This is a genomic window from Pseudonocardia adelaidensis (assembly GCF_039543345.1).
GTDB lineage: Bacteria > Actinomycetota > Actinomycetes > Mycobacteriales > Pseudonocardiaceae > Pseudonocardia > Pseudonocardia adelaidensis.
Genome location: NZ_BAABJO010000033.1, coordinates 24528 through 38388, shown reverse-complemented (window position 1 = coordinate 38388; position 13861 = coordinate 24528). Strand labels below are relative to the sequence as shown.

The window sequence follows — 13861 nt, the reverse complement described above, 5'->3', positions numbered from 1 at the left end:
CGCCTCGCGCGCCCACCGAAACGATCACGTTCCGTGAGTCGCGATGTCATCCGAATGGGCGCGGCGCGCCCGGAAGGCCCTGACGGCGGCGCGGTGTTCCGGGGTGCCGAACAACAGCGCGGTGGCCTCCACGGACTCGGCGAACCCGCCGACCGCGTCCCGGTTGACGAACGCCTTGCCCACCTGCACGGCCAGCGGCGGGAGGGCGGCGATCTCGGCGGCCAGCGCCACGGCGGCCGGCAGCAGGTCGGGGTCGGGGTGCACCTCCTGCACCAGGCCTGCCCGCTCGGCCCGGGAGGGGTCGATCTCGCGGCCCGTGAGTGCGAGGTAGCGCGTCCAGTGCCTGCCGAGCACCTCGGGGCCGCGCACGATCCCGTAGCCCGGGCTCAGCCCGACCGTCGGCTCCTTGAACGCGAACCGCGCCGACTCACCGGCCAGCACGATGTCGCAGGCGAGCGCCAGCTCGGTGCCGCCGCCGTAGGCCAGCCCGTTCACGGCGGCGATCACCGGGACGGCGCAGCGCTCCACCGCGTGGAACGCGTCGTAGACCCGTCGCAGGTGCGGGCGGACGCGGACGACGTCGCCGTCGAGGTCGGCGAACATGTCGATGTCCCCACCCGCGGAGAACGCCCGGCCCTCGCCCGTGAGCACGACGGCGCGCACCCCGTCCTCGACCCCGAGCGCGGCCATGAGCTCGGTCAGCTCGGCGAACCAGAGCCGGTCCATCGCGTTCAGCTTCTGCGGACGGCACATGGTCAGCAGGACGACGCCCGGCGCCGGCTCGGCGCGCGCGAACCGGGTCATGCCGGTGCCTCCCGGTCCCACGTGTCCGGGGTCAGCCCCTCGGCGCGCAGCTCGTACTTCTCCACGCGCTGGCTCGGCGTGAGCGGCAGCGCGTCCAGCGCGCGGACGTAGCGGGGCACGGCGAAGGCGGTGAGGCCCCGCGGCAGTGCTCGACGAGCTCGGCGGGATCGATCTGCCTGCCCGCCGCCGGGACCACGGCAACCGCAACCTCCTCCTCGGACAGCTCCGACGGCACCCCGTGCCGGACCGGGTTGTCCGCGTCATCCGGCCGCGGCGGGCGCTTGTGGAGGATCGACATCATCGCGCCCTGGTAGTTGAACGCGGTGATCCGGTGCCGGCGGCAGGTGTCCCAGAACCCGCTCGCCGAGAACGTGCGGTCGAGCACGAGGTCGGCGGCTGCCTCGGCCGCGGCCATCACGCTGCAGCAGCGGGCGTTCGAGTGGAACAGCGGCAAGACGCTGTGGAGCCGGTCGTCGGGTGTGTAACCGAGCAGGGCGGCGGTGTGCCGCGCGATGTCCCGATCGACGGCGCCGCCATGCACTCATTCCTACCGGATCCCTGCATAAGATGACAAGCTTTTCTCCATGAGGGACCCCCGGCTCGGCGTCGAGGACATCGAGGACCTGCGCGGCACCGGCCTGGCCGCGGCCGACCTGGCCGAGCTCTACGAGCTCGCCACCGAGTGCACGGTGGCCTACCACTCGCGCACCGGCTGGCCCTTCGGCGTGCGCATGAGCTACCTGCGCCACGACGGCCGTTTCTGGCTGACCGCCGTGTCCGGGCGCGAGCACGTCGAGTCGCTGCGCGCCGACCCGCGACTCACGCTCGTGGTCGACAACAGCGGCACGGGCCTGCCCGGCCGCCGGATGGTGGCGGTACGGGCCAGGACCACGCTGCACGCGGACCGCGACGTGAAGGACTGGTTCTACCCGGCGTTCGCCGCGCGCCTGGGGGTGGCCGACCCCGCCGCGTTCGTCCGCCTGCTCGACAGCCCGGGCCGGGTGGTGCTCGAGGCCGTCCCCACCGGGCGGCAGGTCAGCCACGACAGCAGGCGCATCGGCGGCGACGGACGCGGCGGCTCCTGAGAAACCCTTGTCAGGTTTAACACGATGCACCTATTTTCGACACGACTCTCCCGACACCGCGGTCGGAAAGGCGGATCATGGCCCTGGATGAGGCGACGACAGCCCTGATGGCACAGCTGGCCGAGAGCGGCGGCAAGCCCATCCACGAGATGACCCCGGCGGAGGCGCGCGACCTGACCGCGGCGCTCGCCGAGATGTACGGGACCGGACCGGAGGTGCACCGGGCCACCGACACGAGCGCACCGGCCCCGGACGGGCACGCGATCCCGCTGCGCGTCCTCGTCCCGGACGAGCGCCCGCGCGGCGTGGTCGTCTACTACCACGGCGGTGGCTGGGTGATCGGCGCCCTCCCCGAGTTCGAGACGCTCGCGCGCACCCTCGCCGTCCGCACCGGGTGCGCCGTGGTGCTGGTCGACTACCGGATGGCCCCGGAGAACCGCTACCCCGCCGCGGCCGACGACTCGTGGACCGCACTGCGGTGGGTCGACGCCCACCTGGAGGAGATCGCCGGGGCGCGGGTGCCGCTCGTCGTCGCCGGGGACAGCGCGGGCGGCAACCTCGCCACGATCATGGCGCTCAAGGCGCGCGAAGCCGGCGGCCCGGCGATCGCGATGCAGGTCCTCGTCTACCCCGTCACCGACTGCGACCTGGACAACGCCACCTACGTCGACCCGGCCAACCAGCTGCTGCTCAGCCGCGACTCGATGATCTGGTTCTGGAACCACTACGCACCCGAGCCCGCCTCCCGGCAGAACCTCGACGCCTGCCCGGCGAAGGCCACCGACCTGTCGGGTCTGCCGCCCGCTGTCGTCCTCACCGCCGAGCACGACGTGCTGCGCCAGGAGGGCGAGGCCTACGCCGACGCGCTGCGCGCAGCGGGGGTGGAGGTGCGCTCCCGGCGCTTCGAGGGGCAGATGCACGGCTTCTTCACCATGGTCAACGTCCTGCCCGGCAGCGCGGCCGGGATCGACTACGTCGCCGAGGCGGTCGACCGCCTGCTCACCGTCCAGCCGGCCTGAGGGGCTCCCGAGATGAGCAGGACGGTGGACGCGGTCGTCGTCGGCGCCGGGATGTCCGGGATGTACATGCTGCACAAGCTGCGCGGCATGGGCCTCACGGTGCAGGTCTTCGAGGCCGGCGACGGCGTGGGCGGCACCTGGTACTGGAACCGGTACCCCGGCGCCCGCGTCGACGTGAAGAGCATGGACTACAGCTTCTCCTTCGACCCCGAGCTCGAGCAGGAATGGGAGTGGACGGAGAAGTACCCGCCGCAGGAGGAGCTGCGCCGCTACCTGAACCACGTCGCCGACCGCTTCGACCTGCGCCGCGACATCCAGCTCGAGACGCGGGTGACCGAGGCCGGCTACCAGGAGGACGCGCAGCGCTGGCTGGTGCGCACCGACCGGGGTGACGAGGTGTCCGCGCAGTACGTCGTGATGGCCACCGGATGCCTGTCGGCGTCGAAGGTGCCGGAGGTGCCGGGCCTGGAGGACTTCCAGGGGGACTGGTACCACACCGGGCACTGGCCCGAGGAGGGCGTGGACTTCACCGGGCAGCGCCTCGGCGTGGTCGGCACCGGGTCGAGTGGGGTGCAGGCCATCCCGCTGCTCGCGCATCAGGCCGCCGACCTCACGGTCTTCCAGCGCACGCCGAACTTCGTCGTCCCCGCGCACAACCACCCGATCGACCCCGAGCACCAGCGGTCGGTCAAGGCGAACTACGCGGAGCACCGCAGGGCCAACCGGGAGTCGGCGTTCGGGATCGCGGTGCCGCCGCCGACGAAGTCGGCGCTGGAGGCCAGCGAGGAGGAGCGCAACGCCTACTACGCGCGCGGCTGGTACGACAAGGACAACCAGCTCGTCAGCCTCCTCGCCGGGTACACGGACATGATCACGAGCAAGGAGGCGAACGACACCGCGGCGCAGTACGTGCGGGACCGGATCGCCGAGATCGTCAAGGACCCCGAGGTGGCCGCGATGCTGCAGCCCACCGACCACCCCTTCGGCACCAAGCGGCCGTGCCTCGGCACCGACTACTACGAGACGTTCAACCTGCCGCACGTGCACCTGGTGAACGTCCGGAAGACGCCGATCGTCGAGATCACGCCGACGGGGATCCGCACCTCGGAGCGCGAGTACGAGTTCGACTCGATCGTGTTCGCCACCGGGTTCGACGCGATGACCGGCGCGCTCACCCGCATCGACATCCGGGGCCGGGACGGGGTGGCGCTGGCCGACAAGTGGAAGGAGGGCCCGCGCACGTACCTCGGGGTCGCGGTGGCCGGGTTCCCCAACCTGTTCACGATCACCGGGCCGGGCAGCCCCTCGGTGCTGTCCAACATGATCGTGTCGATCGAGCAGCACGTGGACTGGGTGGCCGACGCGATCGGCGCGCTGCGCACCGGCGGCAAGGCCACGATGGAGGCCTCCGCGGAGGCCGAGGACGCCTGGACCCGGCACGTCGACGAGGTGGGCCGCACCACCCTCTACCCCACCGCCAACTCCTGGTACATGGGCTCGAACGTCCCCGGCAAGCCCCGGGTCTTCCTCCCCTACATCGGCGGGGTCGGCCCGTACCGGCAGAAGTGCGACGAGGTGGCGGCGAACGGTTACGAAGGCTTCGTGCTGAGCGCCTGAGGCCCGCCCAGCAGCATCTGCGGGAGCTCGGTGATCGCGCGGCGGAACGCGGTGGGGTCGCCGCGCAGCCGGGCCAGCACCAGGCTGCCCTCGATCCGGACGAACGCGTCCTCGGCCGCGGCCCGCGCCGCGTCCGGGGAGGCGCCGCCGCGTCCGCCGGCCGCGGCCATCGCGTCGATCCAGGCCGCGGTGATCTCGGCGGCGCTCGCGCGGACGCTCTCGGGGGCACCGGACAGCGTGAGCGTGTCCAGCACGCACGGCAGGGTGCCGTCGGCGTAGATCGCGGAGATCCGCCTGCCCGACTCGACGACGCCGGCCGTGACGTCGGGGTCGCTCGTCATCGGCTCGAGGGCGCGGGTGAAGCGCTCACGCACCCGGCCCATCACGGCCTCCGCCATCTGCACCTTGCCGTCGGGGAAGCGGTGGTACAGGCTCGCCCGCTGGAGCCGGGCACCGTCGGCGAGCGCGCCGAGCGAGGCACCTTCGAATCCCGCCACGCGGAAGACCTCGGCGAGGCGGTCGAAGAGCTCGTCGTCGGGGACCGTCTGGGGGCGAGGCATGGTTCGACATTACCGAACGAACGGTAAAGCTGCCGCATTGCGCTCGTCACGTTGTATTACCGATCGTTCGGTAATAACTTCGGCCCGGTCAACAACCCACACCGGAAGGAAGTCGCGACCATGGCGACGATCACCGTCGGACACGAGAACAGCACCGACATCGTCCTGAACTGCACCGACCGGGGCACCGGGCAGCCGGTCGTCCTGATCCACGGCTACCCGCTCAGCGGGGCGTCGTGGGAGAAGCAGGAGGAGCGGCTGCTGGAGGCCGGCTACCGGGTCATCACCTACGACCGCCGCGGGTTCGGCGACTCCAGCAAGCCATCGGCCGGCTACGACTACGACACCTTCGCCGACGACCTCGACAAGGTCATCACCACCCTGGACCTCAGCGACGCGGTGCTCGTCGGCTTCTCGATGGGTACCGGCGAGGTCGCGCGGTACCTGGCCCGGCACGGGTCGGGGCGCGTGGCGAAGGCGGTGTTCCTGGCCTCGCTGGAGCCGTACCTGATCAAGACGGCCGACAACCCGACCGGCGTCGACCAGGGCGTCTTCGACGGCATCCTCGCCACCGCCAAGGCCGACCGGTACGCCTGGTTCACCCAGTTCTACGAGAACTTCTACAACCTCGACGAGAACCTGGGCTCGCGGATCAGCGAGGAGGCCGTGCGCAACAGCTGGAACGTGGCCGCCGCTGCCGGCGCCCGCGCATCCTGGGCGGTGGTGCCGACGTGGGGCACGGACTTCCGCGCCGACATCCAGAAGGTCGACGTGCCCACGCTCATCGTGCACGGCACGCACGACCGCATCCTGCCGATCGACGCCACGGGCCGGGAGTTCACGAAGCGCCTGCCCAGCGCCCGCTACGTCGAGATCGAGGGTGCGCCGCACGGGATGCTGTGGACGCACGCCGACGAGATCAGCGACCTGCTGGTGGAGTTCCTCGGCGCCTAGCTCGCTGGGGCGGGGTCGTAGCCGGCGAGGGCGAGGTGCCCGGAATCGACGACGACCGTCTGCCCGGTGACCGCGGCCGCCTCCTCCGACGCGAGGTAGGCGGCCGCGTGCGCGACCACCTCCGGCGACAGGGCGCCCTGAGCACGCCGAGGTGCCGGGTGGACGCCTCGTAGTCCGCCCGGTCCGCGCCGGTGCGGCCGGCCGTCTTGGCGCAGATGCCCGGCCAGTTGGTCATCGGCGTGTCGATCAGCACGACCTCCCCCTCCGGCCGGGTCACGGGGCCTCCTCAGGCGTCGGGATCGGGGAACCGGGGCCTGCGCTTCTCCAGGAAGGCCTGCGCGCCCTCGGCCATGTCCGGGCTGCCGATCGCCTGCACCAGCATGCCGAGGCCGTTCGTGAACGAGTCGCGCGCGGCGTTCCACCAGATGTTCGAGCTGACCTTGGCGATCTCCAGGTACCGCGGGGAGAGCGCGGCGAGCTCGGCGACCACCGCGTCGACGGCGGCCTCCAGCTCCTCGTCCGGCACGACGGCGTTGACCAGGCCCAGCTCCAGGGCCTGCGCGGCGGTGTAGCGGCGGCAGAGCAGCGCCATCTCCTTGGCCCGCTTCTCGCCGATCTGCACGCCCAGCACGTTGGTGGCACCGGTGACGGGCGCGCTGCCGACCCGGGGCCCGGTCTGCCCGAACGTCGCCGACTCGGCGGCGATCGCGAGGTCGCAGGCGACGACCAGCTCGTTGCCGCCGCCCGCCGCGGCCCCGTTGACGGCGGCGATCACGGGGCGCGGGTGGTTGCGCACCGCGTCGAAGAGCCGCAGGGAGCCGCGGTAGAGCCCACGCATCGAGGTCACGTCCGGCGCGGACAGGTTGCCGAGCGCGCCGCCGGCGCAGAACGCCCCGGGCGCCCCGGTGATGACGACGGCGCGGCTGCGGGTCGAGCCGTCCAGTGCCGCAACGACCGCGTCGGCCATCTCCGGGTCGTAGGCGTTGCGCCGCTCCGGGCGGTTGAGCGTGATCCAGGTGGCGTCGCCGCGCCGCGCGACGAGAACGCTGTCCTCACCCATCGGCCAGCCCCATGAACCGGGCGAAGTTGCCGCCGAGGATCCCGGCGGTGTCGTCGTCGGAGAGGCCGAGCCCGCGGATCGCGGCGATCTCGGCAGCCGGGTCGGCCATCGGCCAGTCCGAGCCGAAGACGATCCGGTCGGCGCCGTGCCTGCCGATGATCTCCCGCACCTTCTCGGGCGCGAGCTGGGCCATGGTCGGTGGCCAGGAGGTCTCCAGGAAGACGTTCTCGCCGAGCAGCTCGGCCTCGGCCTCCTCCAGGCGGTGGTAGCCGCCGAAGTGGCACGCGACCAGCTCGAGGTCGGGGAACCGGCGGACGATGGCGCGGATCATCCCGGGCGTGGCGCGCTCGTTGCTCTCCCGGTCGCCGCCCGCGCCGACGTGCGCGATCACGGCGATCTCCGAGCCGAACGCCTCGAGGAGGTCCCACACCCGCGGGTCGTCGTAGGCGAAGCCCTGGAACAGCGAGTGCAGCTTGACGCCGCGGATGCCGTGGCGGCGCAGGCTCGCCAGGTTCTCCTCGACCGGAAGGTCGGGGTGCACCGTGCCGAACCCCAGGAGTTGGCCGCCGCGGCTGCGCGCGACGAACGCGTTCACGCGGTCGACGTACCTCGCGCTGTCGGCGATGCCGAGCAGCACCCCGCGGTCGACCCCCGAGCGGTCGAGCACGCCGTGCAGGCTGGAGAGCTTGCCGTCGCCGACCCGCGGCAGCTGCGGCACCCGCGGCCCGAGCGCCTTCTCCGCGATCGCGTCCGGCCAGGCGTGGCAGTGGACATCGATGATCACGGCTGGCCCCCATCGACGGTGAGCACGGCGCCGGTGGTGTAGGAGGACCAGTCGCCTGCCAGGTACAGCGCGGTCCCGACGATCTCGGAGGGGCGCCCGCCGCGGCCGAGTGCGAAGGTCGCGGCCCGCCGGGCGAACGTGTCCACGTCCCATGCTGCGCTGATGTCGGTGAGGAAGGTGCCGCACATGATCGCGTTGACCCGCACCGTCGGGCCGAACGCGTGCGCGAGCCCGGCCGTCACCGCGTTCAGCCCGGCCTTCGCGGCCGCGTACGGCACGATGTCGGCCCGCGGGCGGACGGCGCCGGTGCTGCTGATGTTGATGATCGACCCGCCGTCCCCGGCCGCCATCCGGGTTCCGACCAGGGCGGCGAGCCGGAACGGCCCCTTGAGGTTCACGCCGATCACCTTGTCGAAGAGCTCCTCGGAGACCTCGGCCACCGTGTCGTAGCGCGGCGACATCCCCGCGTTGTTCACGAGCACGTCGACGTGCCCGAACTCGCCGTAGGCGCGCTCGGCGAGGTCGTCGAGGGCGTCCCAGCGACCGACGTGTGCGGCCACGGGGAGCGCTCGACGCCCGGTCCGCTCCCGTACCTCGGCGGCGGTCTTCTCGCAGTTCGCGAGCGTCCGGCTGGCGATCACGACGTCGGCGCCCGCGGCGGCCAGCCCGTGCGCGATCTCCCGGCCGAGCCCGCGGCTGCCGCCGGTGACCAGCGCGACCTTGCCGGTCAGGTCGACCCCCGTCATGCCGCGCCGACCGGGCTCGAGCGGACGACGTCGGCGCGGTCGAGAGCGGCGAGCTCCGGGCCGGAGAGCCCGAGCACCTCACCCAGCACGGGCGCGGTGTGCTCCCCGATCTCCGGCACGCCGTCGTAGACCGGCCCGGCGTAGCCGCCGAGGTGCAGCACCGGCCCCGGGACGAGCGCCCGGCCCAGCACGCTGCCGGCGAGGTCGACGAGGGTGCGCTCCCGGAAGTGCGGGTCGGCGACGATGTCGGCGGCGTCGTTGACGGGCGCGGCCACCACCTCGTGCGCGTCGAGGTCGGCGAGCACCTCGTCGCGGGGCCGGGCCACCACCCAGGCCCGCACGAGCTCCTGCAGCTCCTCGTTGTGGCGCATGCGGGCGCGGTTCGTGGAGAACCGCGGGTCGTCCCGGTACTCCGGGCGGCCCATCGCGTCGAACAGGCGCATCGCGATCGTCTGGTTGGACGCGGCGATCGCGAGCCAGTGCCCGTCGCCGGCCTGGTAGATGCCCCGCGGCGATGCCGAGCCCGAGCCGTTGCCCACCCGCTGCTGGACGTGCCCGGTGGCGCTGTAGTTCAGGATGACGTCGCCCATGATGAACATCAGCGGCTCGTAGAGGGCCACGTCGACGACGTCACCGCACCCGGTGGCGGTGCGGCGCAGCAGGCTCGTGGTGGTCCCGAACGCGGCGGCGAGGCCGGCGATCGAGTCCGCGAACCCGAACGGCGGCGACGTCGGCGGGGTGTCGGGCCAGCCGTTGACGTACGCGTACCCGCTCGCGGTCTCCGCCACCGTGCCGAAGCCGGGCCGCTCGCGGTACGGGCCGGTCTGCCCGAACCCGGAGACGCGGGTGAGCACCAGTCCGGGGTTCTCGGCCGACAGGACGTCGTAGCCGAGCCCCCACTCCTCCAGGCGGCCGGGCCGGAACGACTCGATGACGACGTCGACCCGTGCGGCGAGGCGGCGCACGAGGTCGCGGCCCTCGGTGCGCCGCAGGTCGATGCCCACCGACTCCTTGCCGGCGTTCAGCCGGGCGAAGCCGATCGACAGGCCCTCGTGCTGCGGTGTCCACTGCCGGGCGTAGTCGCCGACCCGCGGGTCCTCGACCTTGATCACCCGGGCGCCGAAGTCGCGCAGCATCCGGCCCGTGGTGGGCGCGGCGTACATGGTGCCCAGCTCGAGCACAGTGATCCCGCGAAGCGGCGGGGTCCCCGACGATGTGCTCATCGACGCCTTCACACCCTCCACTGCACGTGCTGCACCTCGAGGTACTCCCGGATGCCCCACTCCCCGATCTCACGGCCGACGCCGGAGCGGCCGAAGCCGCCGAACGGTGCGTCCGGGCGCATGTTCCCGCCGCCGTTGACCCACACGGTGCCGGAGCGCAGCCGGGCGGCGAGGGCCCGTCCGTGCGCGACGTCCGGGGTGAAGACGTTGGCGGCGAGGCCGTAGGCGGTGTCGTTGGCCAGCCGGACCGCCTCGTCCTCGTCCGCGAACGGGACGAGCACCGCGACCGGGCCGAAGATCTCCTCCTGCACGGCCCGAGCGGAGTGCGGGAGGCCGCCGATCACCACCGGGTTGACGAAGTACCCGCGGTCGGGCACCGGGGTGTCCAGGGACAGCACGATCTCGCCGCCGTCCGCGAGCGCGCCGTCGATGTAGGACTGCACCCGTGCCCGGTGGTCGGGGCGGATCATCGGGCCGATGTTCACGCTGCGGTCCCACGGATCGCCGACCTTGAGCGCCGTGAACGCCTCCTTCGAGGCGCCGAGGAACTCGTCGACCAGGCTCTCGTGCACCAGCAGCCGCGCCAGCGCCGCGCAGCCCTGGCCGCCGTTGCGGGCCCAGCGCAGGTGGATGTCCTTGGCGAGGCCAGCCGCGTCGACGCCGGGCAGGAGGATGTTCGGCGACTTGCCGCCCAGCTCCAGCGTCACGCCCTTCAACCCGGCCGCGGCCTGCTTCATGATCTTCGCGCCGATGGCGTCGGACCCGGTGAACGAGACGCGGTCCACCAGCGGGTGGCTGGTGAGGTGCTGGCCGACCTCCGGGCCGCCGAGCACCACGTTGATCACCCCGGCGGGGATCTCGGCCTCCCGGAACAGCTCCCCGAGCCACAGCGTCGTGAGCGGGGTGCGCGGCGAGGGCAGCAGCACGACCGTGCAGCCCGCTGCGAGCGCGGCGCCGAACTTGAAGATCGCCAGGTTGAGCGGGTAGTTGTAGCCCGTGATGCACGCGACCACACCGGCCGGCCGGTAGGCCACCTCGGAGCGGGTGGGCACCGGGTCGGGCCACTCCCCCAGGTCCACCGTGCGGTCGTGCAGCGCCGCCTCGGCCTGCCAGCGCAGGTGCGAGATCCCCAGCCTCACCTGCATGATCTCGGCGAACGCGATGGGCGTGCCCACCTCGTTGACGATCGCCGCCGCCAGGCGCTCGGAGTGGCGTTCCATCAGGTCGGCGAGCCGGTTCAGGGCGGCGCTGCGCTCGGCCGGGGACGCGGCGGCCCATGCCGGGAAGGCGCGGCGGGCCGCGGCGACGGCCTCGTCCACCTGCGCGACGCTCGCCGCCGCGACGGTGGCGGTGACCTGCTCGGTGGCCGGGTTGACCGCCTCGATCTCCGAACCCGCGCCGGGCACCGCGTTCCCGTCGATCGTCAGATCGCGGACGCCGGGCACCCAGTGCCGCAGATCCGTGTCGGTCGTGGTCGTCATGCCCCCACCTCCGGGTTGCTTCCGCCGTTCTCGGGCCGCTTCGCCATCAGCCCCGCCCGGGTGCACACCATGATCAGCTCGTCGTGCTGGTTGTAGCCGCGGTGCTCGAACCACACGATCCCGCTGTCGGTGCGGCTCCTGCTCTCCCGCTTGTCGAGGATCGTGGTCTCGCCGCGCAGGGTGTCGCCGTGGAACACCGGGTGCGGGAACTTGACCGAGTCGTACCCGAGGTTGCCCAGCGTCGTGCCGAACGTCAGCTCCATGACGTGGAAGCCGCCCACCAGCGCGAGCGTGAAGAGGCTGTTGAACAGCGGCCGCCCGTGGATGGTGCCCTTGGCGAACTCGTGGTCGAGGTGCAGCGGCTGCGGGTTCATCGTCAGCGACGTGAACAGCACGTTGTCGGACTCGGTGACGGTCCGGGTGAACGGGTGCCGGTAGACCCGCCCCACCTCGAACTCCTCGAAGTACAGCCCTCTCACCCCGCACCTCCCGGAAGCGAACGCGCGTGGGCGAGCCACTCGCGCGCGGTGTCGGCGTGGGCCTTGTCGATGTGGACGCCGCGGTAGCGCACGGCGCCGTCGCCGGCCGCGGCGGCCTGCTCGTACGCGGCGAGCAGGCCCTCGTGGAACGCGATGTCCTCCGGCGTCGGCGAGAACGCCTCGTTGACGACCGGCACGTGGCTCGGGTGAATCGCGATCATGCCGCGGAACCCGAGCCTGCGGCCGTGCTCCGCGAACGCCTTCAGCCCGGCGAGGTCGTCGAGCCGCTCCCAGAGCCCGGTGAGCGGGTGGATCCCGGCCTCCCGGCAGGCGAGCAGGATGCGGCTGCGCAGGTAGAGCGTCTCCTCGCCGCCGGGCGTCCACTGGTAGCCGACCGCGCGGGCGATGTCGGCGTGCTCGGCGGTGGGCCCGATCATGGCGCCCACCCTGGGTGAAGCCGTGGCGATCGCGCGGGCGTCCTGGATCGCGCCGATCATCTCGACGGGCACGATGTACTCCAGGCCCCTCACCCCGTTGCGTTCCTCGAAGTGGTCGAGCAGCGCGTCGTAGCGCAGCACGTCGGTGGCCGCGCCGATCTTCGGCGCGAACACTCCGGTGAGCCCGGGGACGACGACCGCCTCCAGGTCGGCGCCCGTGGTGCGGGTGTCCAGGGGGTTGACGCGCACGAACACGCCGACGCGCTCGTCGCGCTCCCGGATCGCGCGGATCGACTCGGCGACGGTGGCCCGCGCGCCCGCCTTGAGCTCGGCGGGCACGGAGTCCTCGAGGTCGAGCACCACGCAGTCGGCGCCGGAGGCGAGCGCCTTGCCGACCCAGGCGGGCTTGTGCCCGGGGACGAAGAGGATCGAGCGGTAGGGCTGCATCAGTAGCTCCGGGGCAGGCCCAGCACGTGCTCGGCCGTGTAGTTGAGCACCATCTCCTGGCTGATCGGCGCGATCCGCATGAGCCGCGCCTCGCGGAAGTAGCGCTCGACGTGGAACTCCTTGCCGTAGCCGAACCCGCCGTGCACCTGCAGCGCGACGTCCGCGGCGAAGAACCCGGCCTCGGCGCACAGGTACTTCGCGGCGTTGGCCTCCCGCCCGCACGGCACCCCCTTGTCGACCAGCCACGCGGCGCGCTCCACGACCTGTTCGGCGGCGTCGAGCCGGATCCGCGCCTCGGCGAGCGGGAACGCGATGCCCTGGTTCTGCCCGATCGCCCGGCCGAACACCGCACGCTGCTTCGCGTACGCGACGCCGCGGCGCACCGCGGCCTCGCCGATGCCGAGCGCGGCGTTCGCGCTGATCACGCGCTCGGCGTTGAGCCCGCCGAGGATCGTGCGGAAGCCGCGGTCCACCTCGCCGACCACGTCCTCGTCGGCGACGAAGAGCTCGTCGATGAACAGCTCGTTGGTGTCGACGGCGTTGCGGCCCATCTTGGGGATCTCCCGGACCTGCACCTTCTCCCGGTCGATCTCGGCGAAGAACAGCGTGAGCCCGTGGGTCTTCCGGTTCGGGTCCTTCGGCGAGGTTCGGGCCAGCAGCAGCATCCGCCCGCTCTCCTGCGCCTTCGTGATCCAGACCTTCTTGCCGGTGACGATCCAGCCGCCGTCGACCTTGCGCGCCGCGGTCGAGATGTTGGTCGTGTCGGTGCCCGCGTCGGGCTCGGTCACCGCGAACGAGACGTGCAGCTCCCCGCTGACGGCCTGCGGCAGGAACCGGCGCTTCAACGACTCCGAGCCGTGCTCGATGATCGGGTGGAAGCCGAAGATGCCGATGTGCACGGCGCTGCAGCCGCCCATCCCCGCGCCGGACGCCGCGATCTCGCGCTCGACGATCCCCGCCTCCGTGACGCCGAGCCCGCCGCCGCCGTACTCCTCGGGGATGGTGAGGCCGAGCCACCCGGCGTCGCGCACCGCGTCGTAGAACCCCCACGGGAACTCGTGCGAGGTGTCGTGCTCCATCCAGTACTCGTCCGGGAACCGCTTGCACAGCGCCCGGACCGCCTCGCGGATCTCGCGGTGGGTGGGGTCCTCGGTGTAGTCCACAG

Annotated in this window: 16 protein-coding genes and 1 pseudogene; 4 read left to right on the top strand and 13 right to left on the bottom strand. The window is 72.3% G+C overall.

The window, feature by feature from the left end; all coding sequences use genetic code 11:
• Window positions 1-24 precede the first annotated feature (24 nt).
• The 3 genes and pseudogenes from ABEA81_RS32920 to ABEA81_RS42815 all read right to left on the bottom strand — a co-directional run.
• A complete protein-coding gene (locus ABEA81_RS32920) occupies window positions 25-804 on the bottom strand; it encodes an enoyl-CoA hydratase/isomerase family protein (RefSeq protein ID WP_345610573.1) in 780 nt (259 codons plus the stop codon).
• Window positions 801-923, bottom strand: coding sequence for a hypothetical protein (locus ABEA81_RS32915; protein ID WP_345610571.1), 123 nt, complete (start codon window positions 921-923; stop codon window positions 801-803). Before ABEA81_RS32915 ends, ABEA81_RS32920 begins: the two co-directional genes overlap by 4 nt.
• A 179-nt stretch (window positions 924-1102) precedes the next feature.
• Window positions 1103-1345 (bottom strand): annotated as a pseudogene (locus ABEA81_RS42815) (AMP-binding protein); the annotation flags it as partial.
• Window positions 1346-1388: 43 nt separating this feature from the next.
• Here ABEA81_RS42815 and ABEA81_RS32905 point away from each other — a divergent pair.
• The 3 genes from ABEA81_RS32905 to ABEA81_RS32895 all read left to right on the top strand — a co-directional run bounded on the left by ABEA81_RS32905 (window position 1389) and on the right by ABEA81_RS32895 (window position 4525).
• The gene (locus ABEA81_RS32905; protein WP_345610568.1) at window positions 1389-1889 is read left to right on the top strand and encodes a pyridoxamine 5'-phosphate oxidase family protein; all 501 of its coding nucleotides are present in this window, start codon (window positions 1389-1391) and stop codon (window positions 1887-1889) included.
• Window positions 1890-1996: 107 nt separating this feature from the next.
• A complete protein-coding gene (locus tag ABEA81_RS32900) occupies window positions 1997-2908 on the top strand; it encodes an alpha/beta hydrolase (protein WP_345610566.1) in 912 nt (303 codons plus the stop codon).
• A 12-nt stretch (window positions 2909-2920) separates the two neighbouring features.
• Complete coding sequence (locus tag ABEA81_RS32895) at window positions 2921-4525, top strand: flavin-containing monooxygenase (protein WP_345610565.1); 1605 nt, start codon at window positions 2921-2923, stop codon at window positions 4523-4525.
• Here ABEA81_RS32895 and ABEA81_RS32890 read toward each other — a convergent pair.
• Window positions 4498-5085 (bottom strand): TetR/AcrR family transcriptional regulator, encoded by a 588-nt coding sequence (locus ABEA81_RS32890; protein WP_345610564.1) that lies wholly within the window; start codon window positions 5083-5085, stop codon window positions 4498-4500. The genes ABEA81_RS32895 and ABEA81_RS32890 overlap by 28 nt on opposite strands.
• Before the next feature lie 120 nt (window positions 5086-5205).
• On the opposite strand from ABEA81_RS32890, the gene ABEA81_RS32885 reads away from it, so the two are divergent.
• Complete coding sequence (locus ABEA81_RS32885) at window positions 5206-6039, top strand: alpha/beta fold hydrolase (RefSeq protein WP_345610562.1); 834 nt, start codon at window positions 5206-5208, stop codon at window positions 6037-6039.
• On the opposite strand, the gene ABEA81_RS32880 is transcribed toward ABEA81_RS32885, so the two are convergent.
• The 9 genes from ABEA81_RS32880 to ABEA81_RS32840 all read right to left on the bottom strand — a co-directional run bounded on the left by ABEA81_RS32880 (window position 6036) and on the right by ABEA81_RS32840 (window position 13859).
• Complete coding sequence (locus ABEA81_RS32880; protein WP_345610673.1) at window positions 6036-6170, bottom strand: SDR family oxidoreductase; 135 nt, start codon at window positions 6168-6170, stop codon at window positions 6036-6038. The two genes, ABEA81_RS32885 and ABEA81_RS32880, sit on opposite strands and share 4 nt — an antisense overlap.
• Before the next feature lie 155 nt (window positions 6171-6325).
• A complete protein-coding gene (locus ABEA81_RS32875; protein WP_345610561.1) occupies window positions 6326-7099 on the bottom strand; it encodes an enoyl-CoA hydratase/isomerase family protein in 774 nt (257 codons plus the stop codon).
• A complete protein-coding gene (locus ABEA81_RS32870; RefSeq protein ID WP_345610559.1) occupies window positions 7092-7883 on the bottom strand; it encodes an amidohydrolase family protein in 792 nt (263 codons plus the stop codon). The genes ABEA81_RS32875 and ABEA81_RS32870 overlap by 8 nt, the downstream gene beginning before the upstream one ends.
• Window positions 7880-8629 (bottom strand): SDR family NAD(P)-dependent oxidoreductase, encoded by a 750-nt coding sequence (locus tag ABEA81_RS32865; protein ID WP_345610558.1) that lies wholly within the window; start codon window positions 8627-8629, stop codon window positions 7880-7882. The genes ABEA81_RS32870 and ABEA81_RS32865 overlap by 4 nt, the downstream gene beginning before the upstream one ends.
• On the bottom strand, window positions 8626-9852 hold the full coding sequence (locus ABEA81_RS32860) for a CaiB/BaiF CoA transferase family protein (protein WP_345610556.1): 1227 nt from the start codon (window positions 9850-9852) through the stop codon (window positions 8626-8628). Before ABEA81_RS32860 ends, ABEA81_RS32865 begins: the two co-directional genes overlap by 4 nt.
• Before the next feature lie 8 nt (window positions 9853-9860).
• Complete coding sequence (locus tag ABEA81_RS32855; protein WP_345610555.1) at window positions 9861-11333, bottom strand: aldehyde dehydrogenase family protein; 1473 nt, start codon at window positions 11331-11333, stop codon at window positions 9861-9863.
• Window positions 11330-11812, bottom strand: coding sequence for a MaoC family dehydratase (locus ABEA81_RS32850; RefSeq protein ID WP_345610554.1), 483 nt, complete (start codon window positions 11810-11812; stop codon window positions 11330-11332). Before ABEA81_RS32850 ends, ABEA81_RS32855 begins: the two co-directional genes overlap by 4 nt.
• Window positions 11809-12696, bottom strand: a complete 888-nt coding sequence (locus ABEA81_RS32845; RefSeq protein ID WP_345610553.1) for an HpcH/HpaI aldolase/citrate lyase family protein — start codon at window positions 12694-12696, stop codon at window positions 11809-11811. The genes ABEA81_RS32850 and ABEA81_RS32845 overlap by 4 nt, the downstream gene beginning before the upstream one ends.
• Window positions 12696-13859, bottom strand: coding sequence for an acyl-CoA dehydrogenase family protein (locus ABEA81_RS32840; protein ID WP_345610552.1), 1164 nt, complete (start codon window positions 13857-13859; stop codon window positions 12696-12698). The genes ABEA81_RS32845 and ABEA81_RS32840 overlap by 1 nt, the downstream gene beginning before the upstream one ends.
• Window positions 13860-13861 lie beyond the last annotated feature (2 nt).